2 protein-coding genes (1 of these 2 running past the window's edge) are annotated in these 25,409 nt (G+C 69.7%); both read right to left on the bottom strand.

Translation table 11 applies throughout. The features are described 5' to 3' along the window. Positions 1-26: 26 nt before the first annotated feature. A complete protein-coding gene (locus LU688_RS13365) occupies positions 27-14,561 on the bottom strand; it encodes a non-ribosomal peptide synthetase (RefSeq protein ID WP_232888230.1) in 14,535 nt (4,844 codons plus the stop codon). After that, positions 14,558-25,409, bottom strand: partial view of a non-ribosomal peptide synthase/polyketide synthase gene (locus tag LU688_RS13360; protein WP_289678357.1) — the end only. Its footprint extends 14,594 nt past the window's final position; only the last 10,852 of its 25,446 coding nucleotides appear in the window; its start codon lies off the right edge, out of view; it ends in the stop codon at positions 14,558-14,560. Before LU688_RS13360 ends, LU688_RS13365 begins: the two co-directional genes overlap by 4 nt.

Raw genomic sequence — 25,409 nt, 5'->3', positions numbered from 1 at the left:
TTTGCAAGCCCGCTCTCACGACGGTGTTACTGCTTCACCCTGCTGTGATACAGGGCCTGCCCGTCATGCCACCACGCCGCCAGGCTGAACACATCCGGCACCTTGAGGATGCTGAAGTGGTTGCCCGGCCCCTGCCACACCTCCAACTGCGGCAGCCATTCACGCCAACCGTCTTCCATCGCCTGCTGCTCGCATTGGTTGCCGGCGGCGTCCAAGCTCGGATCGGCCACCAGTACCAGCCGCGCCAAGCCATTGAAGCCACCCTCGGGGCGATACACCGTGCGCAGCGCCGTGGCGAAGGTGCGCACCACGCCTTCAAGTGCCTGCGGCGAAGAGCGCGACGGCATCAGGCCGACCCGTACCATCGCCGCGTGCAACTGGCGCAGCTGCTCCTGATCGTCGGCTTCGGCGAAGGCTACAGGCTCGATGCCCAACGTCTTGCCGGTGGACAGTTGCAACGACTCGATAAGCCGCTGCAGGGCCTGGGTATAGGTGTACGGCTTGCCGCAACTGCCCCCCGCGCCCGGCGCCTCGCTGTCGATCAGGGTCAGGGAGCGCACCTCGCGCCCCTTGGCCTGCAGGCGTATCGCCATGGCATGGGCCACCCAGCCTCCGAACGAGTGCCCGACCAGGTTCAACGGCCCTTCGGGGTACAGCGCCTCGATGGCCTGGACATGGCACGCCGCAGCCACCTCGACCGAGCAATGGGGCACTTCACCCGCAGCCAGGCCGCGCGCCTGCAGGCCATGCACCGGCCAGTCCGGCCCCAGCGCCTCGGCCAGGCCGATGAAGCTGGTCACGCTGTCGCCGGCGCCCGGCACGCAGAACACCGGCACATGGCCCGGCACGCCGCTCTGGATTGCCAGTAGCGGCTGGTGCGCCGCCGGCGCGAGCGCCGACGCGGCCTGCATCGCCTGGGCGATGGCCTGGCCGAGCACGGCGGCTTGCGGGTCCTGCACCATGCTCTGGTGATCGCCCGGCACGCTCTGGCACTTCAGCTCCTGCCCAGGCAAGGCCTCGGCCCAGCCCAGGCTCGGGCTGTCGGTGACGATACCGGCGCTGCGCTGTTCGGCGATGAACAGGTGCAGTGGCACCGGCAACGGCGCCAGGCGATAGTGAGCCAGTGCATGGCCATGGGCCAGGTGACGTTCGAAGAAGTGGCGCAACTGTCCATCGCTGGCCTGGGCCAGGCCCGGCACCAGCAACTGTCGCTCACGGCAGAGGGCAAGCAGTGCCTCGAAGGGCAATGCGCCCGGCTGCAACGCCTCGATCTCGGCCAGTTGCATAGCCCCCGCCTCGCCCTGCGCCTGCCAGTGCACGCGGCAATGCAGCAGCAACTGCGCTTGCACCAGGTGCGGCCCTTGCCAGCGCGCCTTGCCCTGGTCGCTCAGGCGCGGCACGTAGGTGTCGATCAGGCCGACGAAGGCCACCGGCTCGTCCGCGCCCAGCAATTGCGCCGCCACCTCGTAGGCCAGCACACCACCGAACGACCAGCCGGCCAGGCGATACGGCCCGTGTGGCTGCACGGCGCGAATCTGCCGCACCAGGCGCGCCGCCAGGCACTCCATGGTGTTCAGTTGCGCCTGCCCGACGGCGACGCCGGCCAGCCCATAGACAGGGAAATCACCTTCGATATGCCGCCCCAGGACCGGGAAATACAGGTCCAGGCCACTGAACTCATGGATCAGGAACAGTGCAGGCTGGCTGCCGGCGGCGCGCACCGTGACCAGGCCTTGCCCCTCGTCCTCGGCCGCCACCTCGTCGAGCAGCGGCGCCAGGGCGGCGATGGTCGGGTGCTGGAACAGCTGGGCGAGGGTCGTGTGCAGGCCGGCCTGGCGCATCTCGCCCACCAGGCGGATCGCCGACAGCGAATGCCCGCCCAGTTCGAAGAAGCTGTCATGCCGCCCCACCCGCTCGACCTCCAGCACCTGCGCCCACAGCGCGGCCAACGCCAGCTCCACGGGCGTAACCGCCGCCTCGAACACCGCCACGGCAAGGTCTTGCGCGCCCGGCAGCGGCAGCGCCCGCCGGTCGACCTTGCCATTGTTGGTCAACGGCAACGCCTCGAGCACAACGAATGCCGCCGGCAGCATGTACTCCGGCAGCCGTTCGCGCAGGAAGCCGCGCAGCGCCACACCGTCGAGTGCCGCGTCGGTGCGGGTGTACCAGGCCACCAAACGCAGCGGGCCCTGTTCCAGGCGCAAGGCCATGACCACGACTTCATCCACGCCCGGGCACTGGGCCAGCTGCTGCTCGATCTCGCCCAGCTCGATGCGGAAACCACGGATCTTCACCTGGTCGTCACTGCGCCCCAGGCACTCCAGCTGGCCATCCTCGCGCCAACGGGCCAGGTCACCGGTGCGGTACAGCCTGGCGCCGGGCCCGGTGCCGAACGGATCGTCGAGAAAGCGTTCGGCTGTCAACTGCGGACGATTCAGGTAGCCGAGGGCGACGCCGTCGCCACCGATGTACAGCTCGCCGGTGACGCCCTCGGGCAGCAAGCGCCCGTGGCAATCGAGGACATAGGCCGTGGTGTTGCCGATCGGGCCGCCGATCGGCACATGCTCGGTGCCGTCGACTACCGCACGTACAGTGCTGGCGGTGGCGAAGGTGGTGGTCTCGGTAGGCCCGTAGCAGTGCACCAGGCGCAACTGCGGCGCCCGGGCCAACAAGGCGCGGAAGCTGGCAGGCTCGCCGCGCTCGCCGCCGCACAGCAGGATGCGCAGCCCGGCCAGGGCTTCGGGGATCAACTGCACATACTGGTTGAACAGCGCCGTGGTGACGAACATCACGCTGGCGCCGCCCTGGCGCAGGGCGGCGGCGAACTGCGCCGGCTCTACCAGGGTCTGGTGGTCGATCACCAGCACCTGGCCGCCGTTGAGCAGGCCGCCCCAGACATCCATGGTCGCGGCGTCGAACGCCGGGTTGGCGACGAAGGCGAAACGGTCCGTGGCGTTGAAGTCGGCATAGCCGTTGTTCAGCACCAGCCGGGCGATGCCGCGATGAGTCACCCTCACGCCTTTCGGCGTGCCGGTGGAACCGGAGGTGTACATCACGTAGGCCACCGCGTCGGCCTCCAGGGCCAGGCCCGGGTTGTGCGCGGGCTGCTCGTCCAGCGCCAGGCAGTCCAGGTCGATGCGCCGCGTCTCGCAATCCGCCGCCAGGCTGCCGAGGGTCAGCAGCATCACCGCCTGGCAGTCCTGGACCATGAACGCCTGGCGCTCGGCCGGGGCGTTGATGTCCAGCGGCACGTAGATCGCCGAACACTTGAGCACGGCCAACTGCGCGACCAGCAAAGGCAGCGAGCGTGGCAGCAGGATCGCCACATGAGCGCCGGCCGCCACCCCCTCGCCGATCAGCCAGTGCGCCAGGCGGTTGGCCTGCTCATTGAGCTCGGCGTAACTCAGCTGGCGCTCATCATGCAGCGCCGCCAGCGCCAACGGATGGCGCGCCACCTGTTGCTCGAACAGGCGGTGCACGGGCACCGACCTGGGGTAGTCGCGCTGCGTGGCGTTGTAGCCGAGCAATCGGCGGTGCTCCTCGGCCGGTACGATGTCCAGCCGCTCCAGGCCTTGCTCGGGATCATGCGCCAGGGCCTCGACCAGGTGTGCGAGAGCCTGCTCGAGGTAACCGCACAGCCGCCGGGCGTCCAGGCCCGCCGCGCACTGCGCGGTCAGGCTGAAGCGCTCCCCGAGGTCGTCGATGCTCAGGGCCAGCGGGTAGTTGCTGCGTTCCTGCGCATGCAGCAGCTCGATGCCCTGCCAGGCACGCCCACTGGCAGTGTCATGGGCCAGCGCGGCGGCACTGTGGCGGTAGTTGAGCAAGGCGCTGAACAGCGGCGCGCCGGGCGGCAACGCACTGCAGCGCTGGGCCAGGGCCAGTTGCGCATGCTCATGCACCAACAGCCCGGTCAGCCGGCGATGGGTGTCCAGCAGCGCCTCGCGCACCGGCAGGCGGCCCACGTCCAGGCGCAGCGGCAAGGTGTTGATGAACACACCCAAGGCCCGCTCCATGCCTTCACCGCCCTGCAGGCGACCGAGCAGCACGGTGCCGAACACCACGCTGTCGCGCCCCGACAACTGCCCCAGCACCAGGCCCCAGGCCAGGTGCATCAGGCTGGCCGCGCCGACACCCAGCAGCCGCGCCTGTTCGCGGGCCCGCCGCGCCAGCCCGTCGTCGAGCCAGTGCTGGGCTTCGGCCACGGCGTCGGCGTGAGCCAGTGGATGCGGACCGTAGGCCAGGGTTGGCTCGTCGATATCGCCCAACTGCTCGCGGAAGTACGCCTCATGCTCGGCCTCGCCGGCACCCTGTAGCACCTGGGCGATGTAGTTGCGGTACGGCACCGGCGGCGGCAAGCGCAGCTGCTCGCCGAGCAGGCAGCCCTGCAATTCGGCGCGCAACACGTCCTGGGCCACGTGGTCCATGACCAGGTGGTGGAACAGCAAGGTGGCGGTGATCCGCCCGCTGCTCGGGTCCTCGCGGTGTATCAGGCGCAGCAGCGGCGCGCGGGTCAGGTCCAGGCGCAAGCTGATCGGCTCATCCGCGGCCAGTTCCTGCACGGGCAACGCCGCCTGGCGCCATACCACCTGCACCGGCTGCGCCAGACCTTCCCAGTACAACGAAGAGCGCAGGATGTCGTGCCGGGCGATCACCTGGTCCAGCGCCTGGCGCAATGCCTCCAACCGAGCCTGGTCAGCCACCGCGAAACGCGCCTGCAGCAGGTAGGGGTCGTCACCCTCGCTGGCCAAGTGGTGATAGAGGATCCCCGCCTGCAACGGTCCCAGCGGGTAGATGTCCTGTACATTGGCGGCACCGCCAGGCACCTGGTCGACGATCCGCTCGATGTGCGACTGCTCCAGCGCCACCAACGGCAGCAAGTCCGGCGTGATGCGCCGGCAATCGGCGCCGATGCGGTTGGCCGGCACCCGGCTTGCGCCATGCTGGCCCAGGGTCGCGGCCACGGCGGCCAGGGTCGGTTCGGCGAACAGCACGCGGATGTCCGCGTCCAGGCCCTCGGCGCGCAAGCGGGCGATCAGGGTCACGGCCAGCAGCGAGTGGCCACCGAGCTCGAAGAAATGATCCTGGCGCCCTACCCTCGGCACGTTGAGCAACTCGGCCCATAGCGCCGCCAGATGGCGCTCGGCCTCGCCTCGCGGCGCCTCGTAGGCACGGCTGAGCACCGCGTCGGCACCGGGGTCGGGCAGCCGCTGGCGGTCGAGCTTGCCATTGGCCGTCAACGGCATGGCCGGCAGTGCCACGTAGGCCGACGGCACCATATAGTCCGGCAAACCTGCCTGGGCATGCTTGCGCAATGCCGCCACGCCCGGCGCGCCATCGTCGGCCGTGAACCAGGCGACCAGGCGCTCGTCGCGCAGCAGCACCGCCACTTCACGCACGTGCGGATGGCTGGCCAGGCAGGCCTCGATCTCGCCCAGCTCGATACGCAGACCATGCAGTTTCACCTGGAAATCGTTGCGGCCAAGGAACTCCAGCTCGCCATCGGCGCGACGACGCACCAGGTCGCCGCTGCGATACAGGCGCTCATCGACCACGAACGGGCTGGCACCGAAACGTTCGCCCTCCAGCGCCGGCAGGCCCAGATAGCCACGCGCCACGCCGACGCCGCCGATGTACAGCTCGCCCACCACGCCCCGCGGTACCGGCAGGCCATGGCTGTCGAGCACATACAGCCGGGTGTTGGCGATCGGCCGACCGATCGGTGGCGCCCCTTCGGGCACGGGTTGCCGGGGCTCGAGGGTCCAGACGCTGCAGTCGACGGTGGCCTCGGTGGGACCGTAGACGTTGTGCAGCCGCACCAGCGGCAGGCGCTCACGCAGTTGGCGCAGCAACGCCGAAGTCAGCTCGCCACCGCCACAGACCACATCGGTGAGGCTGTCGCAGGCCGCGCTGGCCTCCAGGGCGAGGAACTGCTGCAGCAGCGCGGGCACGAACTGCACCACGCTGACCCGCTGGCGCTGGATCAGCGCCGCCAGGTAGTCCGGGTCGCGCTGGCCATCCGGGCGCGCCAGCACCAGGCGCAGGCCGGCACACAACGGCCAGAACAGCTCCCAAACCGACGCATCGAAGCTCACCGGGGTCTTGTGCAGCAGCGCGCCTGCGGCGCTCGGGGCGATCAGTCGCGAGCTCCAGTGCACCAGGTTGCACAGGCTGCGGTGCTCGACCATCACCCCTTTCGGCGTGCCGGTCGAGCCGGAGGTGTAGATCACGTAGGCCAGGTGGCGGGCGCCAAGGCCCGGCACCTGTGGATTGTCCGGCGACTGCTCGGTCCAGTCCGGCTGGTCGAGGTCCAGCCGCGCCACCGGGCTGTCGCTGAAGCGCCGGTTGCTGGCGGCATCCACCAGTAACGCCAGCGGCGCGCTGTCTTCGAGCATGTACGCCAGGCGCTCATCCGGGTAGCCCGGATCCAGCGGCACGTAGGCTCCGCCGGCCTTGAGCACCGCCAGCAGCCCGACCAGCAACCCTGGCCCTCGCGCCAGGCACACGGCGACGCGGCTGTCGGCGATCACGCCCTGTTCGATCAGGCGGTGGGCCAAGCGGTTGGCCGCCGCATTCAGTTCGGCATAGGTCAGTTGCCCGTCCTCGGTCTGCACCGCGACGGCCTGCGGCGTACGCGCCACCTGCGCCTCGAACAGCGCATGCAGTGGTTGCTGCAGGCCGCCGATCCGCTCGCTGGCGTTGCAGGCCACCAGTTCCTGGCGACGCTCGGCGGCGCCGAGCAACTCGACTTTCGCCGGCACGGCCTGGTCGCTGCCCGCCATCGCCCACAGCAGTTGCTCCAGGTAACCCAGGTGCCGCTCGATGGTCGCCCGGTCGAACAGCGCGGTGGCGAACTCCAGGGCGCCGCCGTAGCCATCGGCGGTCTCGCCCAGGCTCAGGGTCAGATCGAACTTGGCGAAGGTCTGCGCGCCGCCCAGCGCCTCCAGTTGCAGCTCACCCAGGCGCAGGGCCTCGCCCGGCACGCCGTTCCACGCCAGCGATACCTGGTACAGCGGTGTGTGGGCCAGGCTGCGCGGCGGGTGCAAGCGTTCCACTACCTGTTCGAACGGCAGGTCCTGATGGTCCTGGGCCTGGCTCACGCAGGCCTTGACCCGGGCCAGCAGCGCGCCGACATCGGGGCTGCCGGCGGTATCGATGCGCAGCGCCAGGGAGTTGACGAACAAGCCGATCAGCCCCTCGACCTCGGCTTGCCGGCGGTTGGCCACCGGGGTGCCGATCACCACCTCGGCCTGGCCGGACAGGCGCGCCAGCAGCACCGCCCAGGCGCCGGCGAAAAGCATGAACGGAGTGACCCCATGACGCAGGCACAGCGCCCGCAGGTCTTCGCTCAGGCGCCGGTCCAGGCGCACTTCGACGCGGTCGCCCAGGTAGTCCTGACGGGCCGGTCGCGGCCGGTCGGTGGGCAGGGTCAGCAGCACCGGCGCGCCAGCCAGGGCCTGGCTCCAGTAGTCGCCCTGGCGCTGCAAGGCGTCACCGCTCAGCCAGCGACGCTGCCACAGGGCATAGTCGCCGTACTGGATCGCCAGCGCCGGCAACGGGTCGTCGCGGCCTTCGCTGAAGGCCTGGTACAACGCCGCCAGCTCCTGGGTGAACACCCCCATCGACCAGCCGTCGGCAACGATATGGTGCAAGGTCAGCAGCAGCACATGGTGCTCCGCCGCCAGGCATAGCAGGCGGCCGCGCACCGGCAGCTGGTGCGCCAGGTCGAATGGCAGCAACGCCTCGGCCTGCATCAGCTCGGGCAACTGCTGCGCCGCGCCGCGCAGGTCATGCCAGGCCAGGGCGAAGCCGCCCCGTCCGGGCGCCACCCGCACCCGTGCCTCGGCGCCTGCCTGGGTGAAGTGGCTGCGCAGGCTCTCGTGGCGTTCGACGATGCGCTCCAGCGCCCGCTCCAGGGCGGCACGGTCCAGCGGGCCGCGCAAGGCCAGGCCCAGGGGGATATGGTAGGCGGCGCTGGCATCGTCCATCTGTGCCAGGAACCACAGCCGTTGCTGGGCGAACGACAGTGGCAGGGACTGGCCGCGCGGCGCCGGCTCGATGGCCGGCAGTACGTCATGGCGATCCTCGGCCACGGTCGCCGCCACCGCCAGCAGGCGGTCGTCGGCGAACAGCTCGCCCAGCGACAACTCCAGGCCCAGCCGCGTGCGCACCTGGCCAACCATGCGCATGGCCAGCAGCGAATGGCCGCCCAATTCGAAGAAGCGGTCCTGACGGCCTATCCGTTCCAACTGCAGCAACTCGCACCACAGCTCGGCCAAGGCAACCTCCAAGGCCCCAGCCGGGGCCTCGTAGGCCTGGCTGTGCGCCTCGCGCTCGGGTAACGGCAGGGCCTTGCGGTCGACCTTGCCATTGGCGGTCAACGGCCAGGCATCCAGCCGTACCCAGGCTGCCGGCACCATGTAGGCGGGCAGGCGCTGTTGCAGCGCGGCGCGCAGGGTACCCACCGGCTGCGCCTCGGCGCCGGCAATGTAGTAGGCCACCAGCCGCGGCTGCCCGGGCTGGTCCTCGCGGGCCAGCACCAGCGCTTCGGCGACACCCTCCAGGGCGAGCAACTGCGCCTCGATTTCGCCCAGCTCGATGCGCAGGCCGCGCACCTTCACCTGGTCGTCGTTGCGGCCCAGGTAGTCCAGGGTACCGTCGGCATTCCAGCGCGCCAGGTCGCCGGTGCGGTACATGCGTGCCCCGGGCACCTCGCTGAACGGATCGTCGAGGAAGCGCTCGGCGCTCAGCTCTGCGCGGTTCAGGTAGCCCCGCGCCACGCCGGCGCCACCCACGTAGAGTTCGCCGGCCACACCGCACGGCACCAGCTGCCGCGCATCATCCAGCAGGTACACGCGGGTATTGGCGATCGGCCGGCCGATGTCCAGCACGCCGCCCGGCAGCACCAGGCCCGAGGTGGCGACCACGGTCGCCTCGGTAGGGCCGTAGTTGTTGACCACGACAAAGCCGGGATCGCTGTTGAACTGGCGCAGACGGTCGCCACCGATCAGCAAGGTGCGCAGGGTCGGGTGGCGCAGCCCCTGGGCGAAGGCGTACTCGGCGACCGGGGTCGGCAGGAACGCCACCTTCAGGGGTTGCTCCAGCCACCAGGCCAGCAGTCCGTCGAGCTGCTCGTTGCCCAACTGCGCCGGTGGCAGGTGCAGCACCGCCCCGGCGCACAGGGCCGGCCATACTTCCCAGGCCATGGCGTCGAAACCGAAGCCGGCGACACTGGCGGTATGATCCCCGGCGCCGAGTTCGAAGGCCTTGCAGTGCCAGTGCACCAGGTTGGCCAGGGTGCGGTGCTCGACCATCACGCCCTTGGGCTGGCCGGTGGAGCCAGAGGTGTAGATCACGTAGGCCAGGTGGCTAGCCTGCAGGCCGGGGACCTCGGGGTTTTCCGCACGCTCCGGCCAGTGCGGCCTGTCCAGTGCCTGCGCCGCCACGCCCAGTCCTGCAAGACGCGACAACAATGCCTGCTGTGCCAACACCACCACCGGAGCGCTGTCCTCGAGCAGATAGCGCAGCCGCTCGTCCGGGTGCGCCGGGTCCACCGGCACATAGGCGCCGCCGGCCTTGAGCACCGCCAGCAACGCCACCAGGGTGTCGAGGCCCCGGCGGGCCACCACCCCCACCCGCTCGTCGGGGCCGACACCCTGCCCGAGCAGGTACTGGGCCAGGGCGTTGGCGCGCTGGTTCAACTCGCCATAGGACAGGGACATTTCGCCTTGGCTGGCGGCCAGTGCCTGCGGTGTACGGGCCGCCTGGGCCTCAACCAGGCCATGCACGGTCTGCCCGTTCGGGAACGCCAGGGCACTGCGATTGAAGGTATCCAGCAGGCGCTTGCGCTCGGCCTCGCCCACCAGTTCGACCTCGGCCAGCGGCGCCTGGTCATTGGCCAGCATGGCGCGCAGCATGCTGTCGAAATACCCGGCGAAGCGGCGCACGGTGCTTTCATCGAACAGCGCTGTGGCGTACTCGAGGCTCCCGACCAGTGCCTCGCCCTGCTCGCCCATGCTCAGCGACAGGTCGAACTTGGCTACCTGGCCGACCTGTTCCACGCCTTCCAGCCGCAGCCCCGCCAGGGTCGGCGCGGCGCCCTCGGTGGCCAGCCAGTTGAGGGTGGTCTGGAACAACGGGGTATGGCCGAGGCTGCGCGCCGGCCGGACGATCTCCACCACCTGTTCGAAAGGCAGGTCCTGGTGCGCCTGGGCGTCGAGCAGGCGCGCCTTGACCAGCGCCAGCAGGCGCTCGGTGCTTGGCGCCCCGGCGGTATCGATACGCAGGGCCAGGGTATTGACGAACAGGCCGACCAACGGCTCCAGTTCGGCGCGCCCGCGCCCGGCCACCGGGCAGCCCACCACCACCTCGGCCTGCCCGCAAAGCCGCGCCAGGGTAGCGGCCCAGGCGCCGAGCAGGACCATGTACAGGGTCACCTGGTGCCGCTGCGCCAGGGCCCGCAGGCCGGCCCCCAGGCGCGCATCCAGCTGCAGCGCCAGGCTGGCGCCGCTGAAATCCTGGCGCGTCGGTCGTGGCCGGTCGCTGGGCAGGCTCAGCAAGGTCGGCGCGCCGTCCAAGGCCTGGCGCCAATAGTCGGCCTGGCGTTGCAGTTGCTCACCGGCCAGCCAGCGCCGCTGCCACACGGCGTAGTCGGCGTACTGGATGGCCAGCGCCGGCAACGGGTCGTCCTTGCCCTCGCGCAGCGCCGGATACAGCGCGCTCAATTCGCGGGTCAGCACGCCGAGGGACCAGCCATCGGCGACGATATGGTGCACGGTGAGCAGCAGCACATGGTGCGCCTCACCCAGGCGCAGCAGGCTGGCCCGCAGCAATGGCCCCGTTGTCAGGTCGAAGGGCGCGGCGGCCTCGTCGCGCAGGTGCCCGGCCAATGCCTGCGGCGCCAGTGTCCGGCGCTGCAGCCAGCCGGATTGTGGGGTCGCGGCGATGATCACCTCGGCACTGTCGCCGCAGGGTACGAAGCGACTGCGCAGGCTCTCATGGCGCGCGACGATGCGCAGCAAGGCGGCCTCCAGCGCATCGGCATCCAGTGCTCCGCGCAGGCCCAGCGCCAGCGGCACATTGTAGGCCTGGCTGCCGCCTTCCAGCTGAGCGAGGAACCACAGGCGCTGCTGGGCAAACGACAGCGGCAAGGGTTGCTCACGGGACACCGCGACCAGCGCTGGCAGCTCGCTGCGCCCGGCGCCGGCCAGCACCTGGGCCACCGCCGCCAGCTCGGGGTTGGCGAACAGGTTGGCCAGGGCCAGTTCCACGCCGAGGCGCAAGCGCACCTGGGAAACCATGCGCATGGCCAGCAGCGAATGCCCGCCCAGCGAGAAGAAGTGGTCATGCCGACCAACCCGCTCCACGTGCAGCAGCTCGCCCCACACCTGGGCCAGGGCCTCTTCCAGCTCACCCTCGGGGGCCACGTAGGTACGCTCGAACAGGGCCGAGCGTTCCGGCGCTGGCAGCGCACGGCGGTCGAGCTTGCCGTTGGCGGTCAGGGGCAGTGCGTCCAGCGACACATACGCCACCGGCACCATGTACTCCGGCAGATGGGCCAGCAACTGCCCCCGCAGTTGCTCAGGCTGGGCCGGCTCCAGGCCCGCCTGGGCGGTGAAGTAGGCCACCAGCCGCGGTTGGCCGGGCTGGTCCTCGCGGGCCATCACCACCGCCTCGCCGATGCCCGGCAGGCCGTTCAGGCGGCTTTCGATCTCGCCCAGCTCGATGCGCACGCCGCGAATCTTCACCTGGTCGTCGTTGCGGCCCAGGTAATCGAGGGTGCCGTCGGCCAGCCACCGCACCAGGTCGCCGGTACGGTACATGCGTGCACCGGGTGTCGCGCTGAACGGGTCGTCGAGGAAGCGTTCGCGGGTCAGTTGCGCGCGGTCCAGGTAGCCACGGGCGACCCCGGCGCCGCCGATGTAGAGCTCGCCGGGCACCCCCAGGGGCACGGGCTGCTGGTACGCATCGAGCACGTACAAGCGGGCGTTGTCCACTGCGCCGCCGATGTGCAGGGTGCCGCCCGCCTCCACCACGCCAGAGCTGGCCACCACGGTGGTCTCGGTGGGGCCGTAGTTGTTGACCACGGCGAAGGTCTGGGTGCGGTTGAACTGGCGCAGGCGATCGCCGCCGATCAGCAAGGTGCGCAGGGTCGGGTGTTCGAGCTGGTGGCTGAAGGCATACTCGGCCACCGGCGTGGGCAGGAAACTGACATCCAGCGGCTGGGTACGCCACCAGGCCAGCAGCGCGTCGAGGTCTTCATGGCCTTCGCTGGACGGGGCCAGGTGCAGGGTCGCCCCCGCGCACAGCGCCGGCCAGACTTCCCAGGCCATGGCGTCAAAACCGAAGCCGGCCAGGCTCGAGGTGTGGCGCCCCTGGCACAGGTCGAACGCGCGGCAGTGCCAGTCCACCAGGTTGTTCAGGTTGCGGTGTTCGACCATCACCCCTTTGGGCTGGCCGGTGGAGCCTGAGGTATAGATCACATAGGCCAGGTGCGCCGGGCCCAGGCCGCTCACCTGGGGATCGTCGTGGCGCGCTGGCCAGTCCGGCTGGTCGAGTGCCAGCACCGGCGTCGCGCGCGTGCCCAGGCGACCGCGCAGCGCCTGCTGGGTCAGCACGGCCACTGGCGCGCTGTCATCCAGCAGGTAGCGCACGCGCTCATCGGGGTGTGCCGGGTCCACCGGCACGTAGGCGGCGCCGGCCTTGAGCACCGCGAGCAGGCCGACCAAGGTGTCCAGGCCGCGCCGGGCGAACACCGCCACCCGGTCGTCGGGGCGCACGCCCAGGCCGATCAGTTGATGGGCCAGGGCGTTGGCGAGCTGATTCAACTGCTGGTAGCTCAGCGACTGGTCGTCGCAGGTGGCGGCCAGGGCCTGCGGATGGGCCTGGGCCACGGCTTCGATACGCTGGTGCAACGGCCCATGAGCATCCGTGGCGCCAGGGGTCTGGTTGAAGGTTTGCAGTATGTGCTCGCGCTCTTCGTCCGGCAGCATCGGCAACGCGCGGACTGCAACCCCGGGTGCCTGGTTCAAGGCTGCAAGCAGGCTGCGCAGGGTCTGCTGCAGATAGGCGCAGACGCGTTGCGCCGGCACCTCGGGGCTGGCCAGCAAGGTCAGGCGGAAGGCTTCGCCGAAGTCGTCGACACTCAAGGTCAGCGGGTAGTTGGTGGCCTCGGCGGCATGCACGATCTCGATACCTGCCCAGCCTGCCCGGCGCACCGCCTCGGAGCCTGAGGGCGCGCTGTGGCGGTAGTTGAGCAAGGCGTTGAACAGCGGGGTCGGCGCCGCCACGCCGCTGCAGCGCTGGGCCAGGGCCAGGGGCGCATGCTCGTGGCGCATCAGCGTGCTCAGACGCTGGTGGGTGGCCTTGATCGCCGTGGCCAGGTCGGCGGCATCCAGGTCGACCCGCAGCGGCAAGGTATTGATGAAGATGCCCAGCGCCCGGTCGGTGGCCTCGGCGCCTTGCAGGCGCCCCATCAGCACGGTGCCGAACACCACCTGCTCGCGCCCGGTCAGGCCACCCAGCACCCGCGCCCACGCCAGGTGGAACAGGCTGGCGACGCTCACCCCCTGGCTGCGCGCCTGGCTGCGCAGGTCGCGGCACAACGCCAGGTCGAGATCCAGGGCGTGCTCGTTCAGCGCCGCGCCGTCACCCTGCACATCGCCCAGGCCATAGGCCAGGGTCGGCCCGTCGACAGCACCGAGCATGTCGCGGAAGAACGCCTCGTGTTCGGCCTCGCTCACGCCCAGCAGGGCCTGGGCCACGTGGTTGCGAAACGGCACCGGTCGGCCCAGATGGGCACTCTCGCCGAGCAGGAAGGCGAGCATCTCGTGGCGCACCACTTCCAGGGCGCTGTGGTCCATGGCCACGTGGTGGAACTGCAGGGTGGCGTGGACCTGCCCGCCGGGCTCCGGCGCCTGGCACTGCAGGCGGATCAGCGGGGCCTGGGTCAGGTCGAAGCCGATGTCGGGCAATGCGCCGGGAGCCAGTTGCACGACACGCAGCCGGGCCTGGCGCCAGACCACCTGCAGCGGCGTTTCCAGGGTCTTCCAGTGCACCGAGGTGCGCAAGATGTCGTGGCGTTCGATCACTCCTTGCAGCGCCTGGGCGAAGGCCTCGACCCGGCTGCTGTCGGCAAACACGAAGCGCGCCTGCATCACATAGGGATCATGCTCACCGGCACTGGCGTGGTGGAACAGCATGCCCTGTTGCAGCGGCACCAGCGGGTAGATGTCCTGCACGTTGGCCGCCCCGCCGGGGATGGCCGCGACCAGCTGGTCGAGGCTGTCCTGGTCGAGTTCGGCCAGGCTGAGCATGGCGCAGGTGATGCGCTCGCAATCGGCGGGGATGCGGTTTTCCGGCACTTCGACGCTACCCTGGCGCGCCGCCACGTATTCGCCGCGCTCCAGCAGGGCGACCAGCGCCGGCTTGTGCTCGCGCAAGCGTGCCACCAGGGCCGCGTCGGTCAAGGCCTGGCGATTGCCCTGGACCACCAGCTGGCCATCCTTGAGGGCCAGCTGGACATTGTTGGCGGTCAGTGTCGCCAGTAGTTCGTTGATGCTCACAGGACGATCTCCATTCTGTCTGTGATGGCGGCATAGCCTGCCAGCGTCGGGTGTTCGAACAGGCTGCGCACGTCGGCCTCCAGGCCCGCTTCGCGCAGGCGCGAGGTGAGGGTCACCGCCAGCAGCGAGTGGCCGCCCAGTTCGAAGAAGTTGTCATGGCGCCCTACCCGCTCCACGCCCAGCAGCTCGCTCCAGATCCGCGCCAGCAGCTGTTCGGTGTCGCCGGCCGGCGCCTCGTAGTCGCGGGTAGGCAGGTCAACTGCCGGGAGCGCCTTGCGGTCGAGCTTGCCGTTGGCGGTCAGCGGCAGGGCCGGCAGCGGAATGAACAGTGCGGGCACCATGTATTCCGGCAGTTGCCCGAGCAACGCTTCGCGCAATGCCTCGGCCGGCGGCACGTCGCCGGTGACATAAGCCACCAGGCGCGGGCCGGCCGGCTGGGCGTCGTGCACCAGCACCACGGCTTCGCGCACCCCGGCCACACGGGTGAGGCAGGCTTCGATCTCGCCCGGCTCGATACGCAGGCCGCGCAGCTTGATCTGGTGGTCGGTGCGGCCGAGGAACTCCAGCACGCCGTCGTGGCGCTGGCGTACCAGGTCGCCACTGCGGTACAGACGCTCACCGTCAACGAACGGGCTGGCGATGAAACGCTCGGCCTGTTGCTCCGGCAAGCCCAGGTAGCCCCGCGTCACTCCGGCTCCGCCGATGTGCAACTGACCGGCAACGCCGAACGGCACGGGCTGGTCGTGGGCGTCGAGGACGTAAAGGCGGGTGTTGTCGATCGGCCGGCCGATCGGCAGCGCGCCGGACGGCAGCGGATCCCGCGCTTCCAGGGTCCAGACGCTGCAATCCACCGTGGTCTCGGTGGGGCCATAGACGTTGTGCAGGCGCACCTGCGGCAAGCGCTCGCGTACCTGGCAGGCCAGGGCTTCGGTGAGCTCGCCACCACCGCAGACGATGTCGGTGAGGCTGCCGCAGGCGGCGCTGGCGTTCTCGTCGAGGAACTGCTGCAGCAAGGCCGGCACGAACTGCACCACGTTCACCTGCTGCCGTTCGATCAGTTCCACCAGGTACTGCGGGTCGCGCTGGCCATCCGGGCGCGCCAGCACCAGGCGCAACCCGCTGCACAGCGGCCAGAACAGCTCCCACACCGAGGCGTCGAAGCTCACCGGGGTCTTGTGCAGCACCGCACCTTCGTTCGGGAACAGCCCGGCGCTCCAGTGCACCAGGTTGACCACGTTGCGGTGCTCGACCATCACGCCCTTGGGCAGGCCAGTAGAACCTGAGGTGTAGATCACATAGGCCAGGTGCTCCGAGGTCAGGCCAGGCACCTGCGGATTGCTGTCCGGCAGCTCGCCCCAAGTCGGCTGATCGAGGTCGACCAACTTCGCCGACGAACCCACCAGGGCGCGGGTGGCCTGTTGCACCAGCAACGCCCGCGGTTGGCTGTCGGCGAGCATGTGGCCGAGGCGCTCGGCCGGATAGTCCGGGTCGAGCGGCACGTAGGCACCACCGGCCTTGAGGATCGCCAGCAGGCCGACCACCAGCGCCAGGCCGCGCTCGACGCAGATCGCCACCCGGTCGTCGGGCTGCACGCCCAGCGCGATCAGGAGATGGGCCAGGCGGTTGGCCTCGGCATTGAGCTGGGCATAACTCAGCTCACCCTGCTCCGCGCAGATGGCCACGGCCTCGGGCGTACGCAGGGCCTGGGCCTCGAACAGCGCCTGGAGGGTCTGGGTCAGGTCGTGAGGCCGCGCCGTGCGGTTGCAGTCGTGCAGCAGCTGACGGCGCTCATCGAGCGACAGCACCGGCAGTTGCAGCAACGCCTGGCGTGGCTCGCGTGCCAGCGCTTCGACCATGGCCTGCAGCACCTGCCGCAGTTGCTCACAGACCCGCGCGGCGCCGACCGCCGCCGGGGCCAGGGCCACCAGACGGAAGCTTGCACCGATGTCGTCCACGCTCAGGCTCAGCGGATAGTTGCTGCGCTCGTTGCTCTGCAGGGTCTCGATACCCTGCAGCGCCAGGCGCTGGGCCTCGTCCGCCTGGCTGCCGTGACGGTAGTTGAGCATCGCGCTGAACAGCGGCGCCGGTGCCGGCACGCCGCTGCAGCGCTGGGCCAGGGCCAGCGAAGCATGCTCGTGGGCGAGCAAGGCACTGAGGCGCTGCTGGGTCTGATGCACCGCCTCCTGCAGGGTCGCGGCCTGCAGGTCCAGGCGCAACGGCAGGGTGTTGATGAACATGCCCAAGGCCTGTTCGGCGCCCTCGCCAGCTTCCAGCCGGCCCAGCAGCACGGTGCCGAACACCACGCTGTCGCGGCCGCTGGTCGCTGCCAGCAGACGGCCGTAGGCCAGGTGGAACAGGCTGGCGACGCTGACGCCCAACTGCCGGGCCTGTTGCCGCAGGTCTGCGCACAGGGCCGCGTCCAGCCACAGCTGGGCCTCCTCGATACCCTGGCCATCGACCTGCACGTCCCCCAGGCCGTAAGGCAAGGTCGGCTCGTCGATATCGCCCAGTTGCTCGCGGAAGAACGCCTCGTGCTCGGCCTGGCTGACGCCCAGGCGCGCCTGGGCCACGTAGTTGCGGTATGGCGCGCCCTGCCCGGCCGGCACCGCTGCACCCTGCAGGTAACCGACCAGCTCGCGGCCCAGTACATCCAGGGCGGTATGGTCGAGGACGATATGGTGGAACTGCAACGCGGCCAGCAATCCTGAACCTTGCGGGTCCGGCCAGTGGTACAGACGCACCAACGGGGCCTGTTCCAGGGCCAGGGCGTGCGGCACCGCGGCTTCATCCGCCACCTCGAACACCGCCAGAGCGGCCTGGCGCCAGACCACCTGCACCGCCTGCGGCAGGCCGTCCCACAGCACCGAGGTGCGCAGCACGTCGTGGCGGGCGATCACCTTGCCCAGGGCATCGACAAAGGCGTGCAGGCGTTCGTGGCTGGCGAACGCCATGCGCGAGGCCAGCACGTAGGGGTCGTGCTCCGGCGAGCTGAGGTGGTGATAAAGGATGCCTTCCTGCAACGGCGCCAGCGGGTAGATGTCCTGCACGTTGGCCGCGCCCCCCGGCACCGTGGCGACGATACGTTCGATGGCGGCCGGCTCCAGCTCCACCAGCGGCAGCATGTCCGGGGTGATCCGGGTGCAGCCGGCCGGGATCCGGTTGGCCGGGACCTCGACCTGACGGCCCTGGCCCAGGGTCGCCGCCAGCGCCGCCACCGTCGGCTGGCCGAACAAGGTGCGTACGTCGGCCTGCAGTCCGGCCTGTCGCAGGCGCGCGGTCAGGCTCACCGCCAGCAACGAGTGGCCGCCGAGTTCGAAGAAGTTGTCGTGGCGACCAACCTGCTCGATACCCAGCACCTCGGCCCAGATCGCGGCTATTGCCACCTCGGAAGCACCGCTCGGCGCGACATAGACTTGGCGAACCAGGGCCGAGGGGTCGGGATCCGGCAGCGCCTTGCGATCCAGCTTGCCGTGGCTAGTCAGTGGCAGTGCGTCCAGGCGGACCAAGGCTTGCGGCAGCAGATGCGCCGGCAGGCTGGCCTGCAAGCCCTCGCGCAGGCGCTCGATATCGACCGCTGCCGCTTCGGTAAACCACGCCAGCAGGCGCTCGTCACGCACCAGCACCACGGCATCGGCGATGCCCGGCTGGGCCTTGAGCGCCCCCTCGATCTCGCCCAGCTCGACCCGCACACCGCGGATCTTCACCTGGTCGTCGTTGCGCCCCTGGTAGTCCAGGGTACCGTCGGCGTTCCAGCGCACCAGGTCGCCAGTGCGATACATCCGGCCACCAGCGAACGGGTCGTCAAGGAAACGCTCGGCGCTAAGGTCGGGGCGGTTGAAGTAACCGCGTGCCACCTGCGCGCCACCGATGTACAGCTCGCCGGTCACGCCGACCGGCACCGGTTGGAGCTGCGCATCCAGCACATAGACACGGGTGTTGGCGGTCGGCTTGCCGATATGCAGCGCGCCGCCCGGCTGAAGTTGACCGGACGTTGCGACCACCGTGGTCTCGGTCGGGCCGTAGTTGTTGACCAGCACGAAGCCCGGATCGCGGTCGAACTGGCGCAGGCGGTCGCCGCCCACCAGCAAGGTGCGCAGGGTCGGGTGCTGGCGTTCGCGGCGCAGCGCCTGCTCGGCCACCGGGGTCGGCAGGAAGCTCACTTGCAGCGGCTGCTGCAGCCACCAGTCGAGCAATTCATCGACATGCTCGCCGCCAATCTGCACCGGCGGCAGGTGCAGCACCGCCCCGGCGCACAGCGCCGGCCAGGCCTCCCAGGCCATGGCGTCGAAGCCGAAGCCGGCGACGCTGGAGGTGTGGCTGCCGGCGCCCAGGTCGAAGGCCTGGCAATGCCAGTGGACCAGGTTGGCCAGGGTACGGTGCTCGACCATCACCCCCTTGGGCTGGCCGGTGGAGCCGGAGGTGTAGATCACATAAGCCAGCTGATCCGCATCCAGACCGGTGACGACGGGGTTGCTGTCGGCTTCATGAGCCCAGTCATCGCCATCCAGCGCAACCTTGGCCACCTCGCCCACCAGCGACTCAGTGCTCGATTCGACCAGCACCAGCGTCGGCGCACTGTCACTGAGTAGATAGGCAATGCGCTCCGCCGGATAGCCCGGATCGACCGGCACATAGGCCGCGCCGGCCTTGAGCACGGCCAGCATCGCCACCAGCCGCTGCGGACCGCGCGGCAGGCACAGCGCGACACGGTCGCCCAGCGCCACGCCACGCTTGATCAGGTAATGGGCCAGGCGATTGGCGCGCTGGTTCAGCTCGCCATGGCTCAGGCTCACCTCGCCCTGCACCACGGCCAGCGCCTCGGGTGCCTGGGCCTCGACCAGCGCGTGCACGGTGTGCCCCTGCGGGTAGCTCGCAGCCGTGGCATTGAAGCCTTCGAGCACTTGGCCCAGCGCTGTGTGATCGAGGATGGGCAATGTGTCGACCTGCACCGCGCCACCTTGCTCCAACGCCTGGATCAGCCCGGCCACAGCCAAGTTCATCCAGCCCGCGACCCGCTCGGCGCCGATTCCCAACAGGGCCAGCACACTGAGGGTGAAGCCTTCGCCGTGGTCGTCCACGCTCAGGGTAAGTGGGTAGTTGCTGCGTTCCTCGCCGCCCAACTGGTGCATACCCTGGAAGCTGTCGCCAGCTGCTGCGGCGACATCAACCGGGCTGTGACGGTAGTTGAGCAAGGCGCTGAACAGTGGCGACGAGGCCGCCACCCCACTGCAACGCTGAGCCAGCGCCAGCGATGCATGTTCGTGGCCAAGCAGCGCCGACAGCCGCTGGTGGGTAAGCCGTACTGCGTCACTGGCCCCCTTGGCCGTGTCGATGCGCAACGGCAAGGTATTGATGAACACGCCCAACGCACGGTCGGCGCCCTCGCCGCCCTGCAGGCGGCCCATCAGCACGGTGCCGAACACCACGTCGTGACGCCCCGCCAGCACACCGACCACGCGGGCCCAGGCCAGGTGCATCAGGCTCGCGGCGCTGACACCCTGCGCCCGCGCCTGTTCGCGCACCCGGCGCGACAAGGCCAGGTCCAGTGGCAGGCGGGCTTCCTCGATATCACGCCCGTCACCCTGCACATCGGCCAGGCCCATGGGCAGGGTCGGCTCGTCGACATCGCCGAGCATGTCGCGGAAGAACGCCTCGTGCCCCGCCTCGGCGGCGCCCAGGCGTACCTGGGCCACGTAGGTGCGGTACGGCACGGGTGCGCTCAGCAGGTGCTGGCGCCCGGACAGCAACGCCTGCATTTCATGGACAATGACCTCCATCGCCGTGTGGTCCAGGGCCAGGTGATGGAAGTGCAGCACCGCGACCACGCGCTGCCCGGCCGGGTCCATTGCGTAGGTCAGGTGCAGCAGTGGCGCCTGGGTCAGGTCCAGGCGCTGCGAGCGTGCGTCGAAATGATCGTGCAGGCGCTCGATCACCGCCTCCTCGCCCAGCCCAGTGACTTCTTGTACGTCCAGGCGGGCTTGGCGCCAGACCACCTGCACCGGCTCCGCCAAACCTTCCCAGACCACCGAAGTGCGCAAGATATCGTGGCGGTCGATGACCTGTTGCAAGGCACCGGCACAGGCTTGCAGCCGTTCCAGGCTGTCGAAGGCCAGGCGGGTCTGCAGCAGGTAGGGGTCACCCTGCTCCGCGCTCAGGTGGTGATAGAGGATGCCTTCCTGCAACGGCGCCAGCGGGTAGATTTCCTGCACGTTGGCGGCGCCGCCCGGCACGCTGGCGACGATGCGGTCGATGCTGGCTTGGTCGAGATCAATCAGGCTGAGCATCTCTGGCGTGATCCGGGTCGCATCGTGGGGGACACGGTTCTCGGGTACGGCTACCTCTCGTCCAGAACCCACCGCCGCCGCCAGCGCGGCCAGGGTCGGCTGGGCGAACAGCACGCGCACGTCGGCAGCCAGGCCGGCCTTGCGCATGCGCTCGACCAGGCTCACCGCCAGCAGCGAGTGGCCGCCCAGCTCGAAGAAGTGGTCGTGGCGACCGACCTGCTCGACCTTGAGCACTTCGGCCCAGATCGCGGCCAGTGCCGTCTCCACCTCGCCCTGCGGCGCCTCGAAGGCGCGGCTGACCACGGCCTCGCTGCCCGGCTGCGGCAACGCACGGCGGTCGAGCTTGCCGTTGGCGGTCAATGGCAAGGCTTCAAGTCGCACATAAGCCGATGGCAGCATGTAGTCCGGCAGTAAGCCTTGCAGGCGCTCGTGCAGTTCGCCGATGGCCGCCACGTCACCGGTGAAGTACGCCACCAGGCGTTTGTCGCCCGGCGCGTCCTCACGCACGATCACCGCCGCGTCGCGCACGCCCGGGCATTCGCCCAGGCGCGCCTCGATTTCGCCCAGTTCGATGCGGAAACCGCGCAGCTTGATCTGCTGGTCGGCACGGCCCAGGTAACGCAGGGTGCCGTCGGCCTGCCAACTGACCAGGTCGCCGCTGCGGTACATGGTGCCGCCATTGAACGGATCGGGCAGGAAGCGCTCGGCCGTCAGCTCCGGCTGGCCCAGGTAACCCAGGGCCACGCCGTCGCCGGCGATGTACAGCTCGCCCACCGCCCCCACCGGCAGCAGTTGCTGGCGGGCGTCGAGCACGTAGCAGCGGCTGTTGCCGATCGGTTTGCCGATCGGGATGCTGCCCTCACCCGCCGCGGTGATTTCGTGGGTGGTGCTGAAGGTGGTGGCCTCGGTCGGGCCGTAGCCATTGAGCAGGTGTTGCGGCGCGCCGTCACGCAGCACCCGGGCAATCACCGCCGGGTCCAGCACATCGCCGCCGACCATCAGGTAACGCAGGCCACGCAACGCCGGCAGCAGGTCGTCAGCGAACTGGTGGAACAGGCCTGCAGTCAGCCACAGTACCGTCACGCCCTGATCCAGCAGCACTTCGCGCAGGCCCTGGCGCGACAGCACCTGGTCCTGGTCGATCACCACCACCGCGCCACCGTTGAGCAGCGGCGCCCAGACTTCCAGGGTGCTGGCGTCGAACGCCGGGTTGGAGGCGAAGGCCACGCGGTCCTGGTGGTTGAAGTCGGCAAAACCGTTGTTGATCACCAGGCGCACGATGGCCCGGTGCGGCACCTGCACGCCCTTCGGCGTGCCGGTGGAGCCGGAGGTGTACATGATGTACGCCGCGCTGCCGGCGTCCACCGCCAGGCCCAGCGGCGCAGCCGTATAGGTGCTCAGGTCGAGCCGGTCGAGTTCGACCCGGCGCGGGCCCGCCACTTCGGGCTGGTCGCTATGGGTCAGCAGCAACGCCGCCCCGCTGTCACCGACCATGAACGCCTGGCGCTCGGCCGGGGCATTGCCGTCCAGCGGCACGTACACTGCCGCGCACTTGCTCACCGCCAGTTGGGCCGCCAACAGGTCGAAGGAGCGTGGCAGCAACAAGGCCACGCGATCACCGGCATGCACGCCCAGTTCCAGCAGACACCCGGCCAGCCGATTGGCCTGCCGGTCGAGGGCCTGGTAACTCCAGCGCCTTGTGCCATGGGCCACCGCCAGCGCATCCGGGCTGGCCTTGGCCTGCGCCTCGAACAACACATGCACGGGCAGATCACGCGGGTAGTCGCGCCCGGTGGCGTTGAATTGGCGCAACACCCGCTCGCGCTCGGCTGCCGGCAAGCCATGCAGCCGGCTCAGTGGCGTTGCCGGCGTATGCGCCAATGCTTCGACCAAGCGGGCCAGGGCCTCCTGCAACAGCTGGCAGACCAAGCCGCCGTCCACGGCCGCCACCGCTTGCACGGTCAGGGCAAACCCATCCCCCAGGTCGTCGACGCTGATCACCAGCGGGTAGTTGCTGCGCTCATGGGCGGCCAGCAGTTCGATCCCCTGCCAGGCCTGGGCCTGCTCCGTGCCGCCAGCCGCGCTGTGGCGGTAGTTCAGCAGGCTGGTGAACAGTGCCTGTGAGGCCGGCACGCCGCTGCAGCGCTGGGCCAGGGCCAGGGAGGCCTGTTCATGGGCCAGCAGGCGCGCCAGGCGCTGGTGGGTCAGGCGCACGCCTGCGACCACGTCCATGTCGCCCACGCTGACCCGCAACGGCAAGGTGTTGATGAACATGCCCAGCGCCCGTTCGGCACCCTCGCCACCTTGCAGGCGGCCGACCAGCACGGTGCCGAACACCACCTCCTCACGGCCGGACAACTGCGCCAGCACCTGCCCCCAGGCCTGGTGCACCAGGCTGGCGACACTGATCCCCAGCGCCCGCGCCTGACCGCGCAAGCGTTGCGCCAGGCTGTCGTCCAGGTACTGGCGATGATCGAGCACATGGCTGCCATCGCCCAGCGCGTCACGCAGGCCGAACACCTCGGTCGGCGCATCGATATCGCCCAGCAGCTGGCGGAACATCGCCTCCTGCGCCTGACTATCGTCGCGCAGTCGCGCATGGGCCACATAGTTGCGGTACGGCACGCTGTCGCCCTGAGGCTCGCGGCCCAGCAGCACATCGCCGACCTCCGCCACCAGCAGCTCCATGGCGGCATGGTCGAGGAGGATATGGTGCAGCAGCAGGGTTGCCTGCAGGCGGCCGTGCTCCACACTGCTGCTCAGGTGCATCAAGGGTGCGCGCCCCAGGTCCAGGCGCACGCTGTCCAGTGCCGGCAGGATGTCCAGGCGCGCTTCGCGCCAGACCACCTGCACGGCCTCATCGAGCCCCTGCCAGTGCACACTGGTGCGCAGGATGTCGTGACGGGCAATGACCTGGTTCAGCGCGGCGACGAAGGCGTCCAGTTCGGCCTGGCCGGCGAAGGCGAAGCCCAGTTGCAGCACATAGGGGTCGACCTCGGCGCTGGCCAGGTGGTGGTAGAGAATGCCCTGCTGCAACGGCGCCAGGGCATAGAGGTCCTGGACATTCGCCGCGCCGCCGGGGATCTGCCGCACGACCTGGTCGAGCACCGCCTGGTCCAGTTTCGCCAGTGGCAGCATATCGACGGTGATGCGCTGGCAGTCGGCCGGGATGCGATTGGCCGGCACCTCCACCATCACTTCGCCGCCCACCGCCGCCGCCAGCGCCGCCAGGGTCGGCTGGCCGAACAGCACCCGCACATCCGCCGCGAGGCCCGCCTGGCGCATGCGCGCGGTCAGGGTCACGGCCAGCAGCGAATGGCCGCCGAGCTCGAAGAAGTTGTCGTGGCGACCGACCTGTTCGACACCCAGCAACTCACGCCAGAGTTGCGCCAACAGCGTCTCGACCTCGCCTTGCGGCGCCTCGTAGACCTGCTGCGTCGCCTCTGGCTGCGGTAGCGCCTTGCGGTCCAGCTTGCCGTTGGGGCTCAGCGGCAGCGCCTCGAGGTAGGTGAACGAGGCTGGCACCATGAACTCCGGCAATTGGCCGAGCAGTGCCGCGCGCAAAGCCTCCGGCGCCTGCCGGGCACCGGTGTAGTAGGCCAGCAGGCGCTGCTCGCGGGCCAGCACCACCGCCTCCTTGACCCCTTCGACACGGGTCAGGCAGGCCTGGATTTCGCCCAGCTCGATGCGCAGGCCGCGTAGCTTGACCTGGTCGTCGTTGCGCCCCAGGTACTCCAGGTTGCCGTCGGGCAGATGCCGGGCCAGGTCGCCCGTGCGGTACAGGCGACCACCGGCCTGGCTGGCGAACGGATCATCAAGGAAGCGCTCGGCCGTCAGTTGCTCGCGGTTGAGGTAGCCACGCGCCACCTGCACGCCGCCGATATACAGCTCGCCGGCCACGCCCCGCGGCACGGGCTGGCCGTGGGCATCGAGCACGTACAGCGTGGTATTGGCGATCGGCTTGCCGATCGGCGTGTTGTCCGGCGCCGTCACACAGTGCCAGGCGCTGACGTCCACCGCCGCTTCGGTCGGGCCGTAAAGGTTGTGCAGCTCGACCGTCGGCAGCTGTGCCTGGAAGCGCCGCACCAGGCTGCCGGGCAAGGCTTCGCCGCTGCACAGCACGCGCTTGAGGCGGTGCGGCAGGACATCGCCATGGGCGAGAAACACATCGAGCATGGACGGCACGAAGTGCAAGGTGCTGACCTGCTCGGCGCGGATCACCTCGCGCAGGTACTCGGGGTCGCGGTGCCCGCCAGGGCGCGCCATCACCAGCCGTGCCCCGGTCTGCAGCGGCCAGAGGAACTCCCACACCGACACGTCGAAACTGAACGGGGTCTTCTGCAGTACCACGTCGTCAGCGCCCAGCTGATAGGCGTCCTGCATCCACAGCAGGCGGTTGACCACCGCGGCGTGCTCGTTCATCACCCCCTTGGGCAGGCCGGTGGAACCGGAGGTGTAGATCACGTAGGCCAGGTGGCGCGGGGTCAACCCTGCCACCTGCGGCGCCTGTGCCGGTTGCTCCAGCCAAGTCGGCAGGTCGAGGTCGATCACCGGCACCGCGCTG

The organism is Pseudomonas soli, assembly GCF_021283165.2.
Lineage (GTDB): Bacteria > Pseudomonadota > Gammaproteobacteria > Pseudomonadales > Pseudomonadaceae > Aquipseudomonas > Aquipseudomonas soli.
Note: the sequence above shows the minus strand (reverse complement) of the source record. Positions and strands in the feature narration are given on the sequence as shown.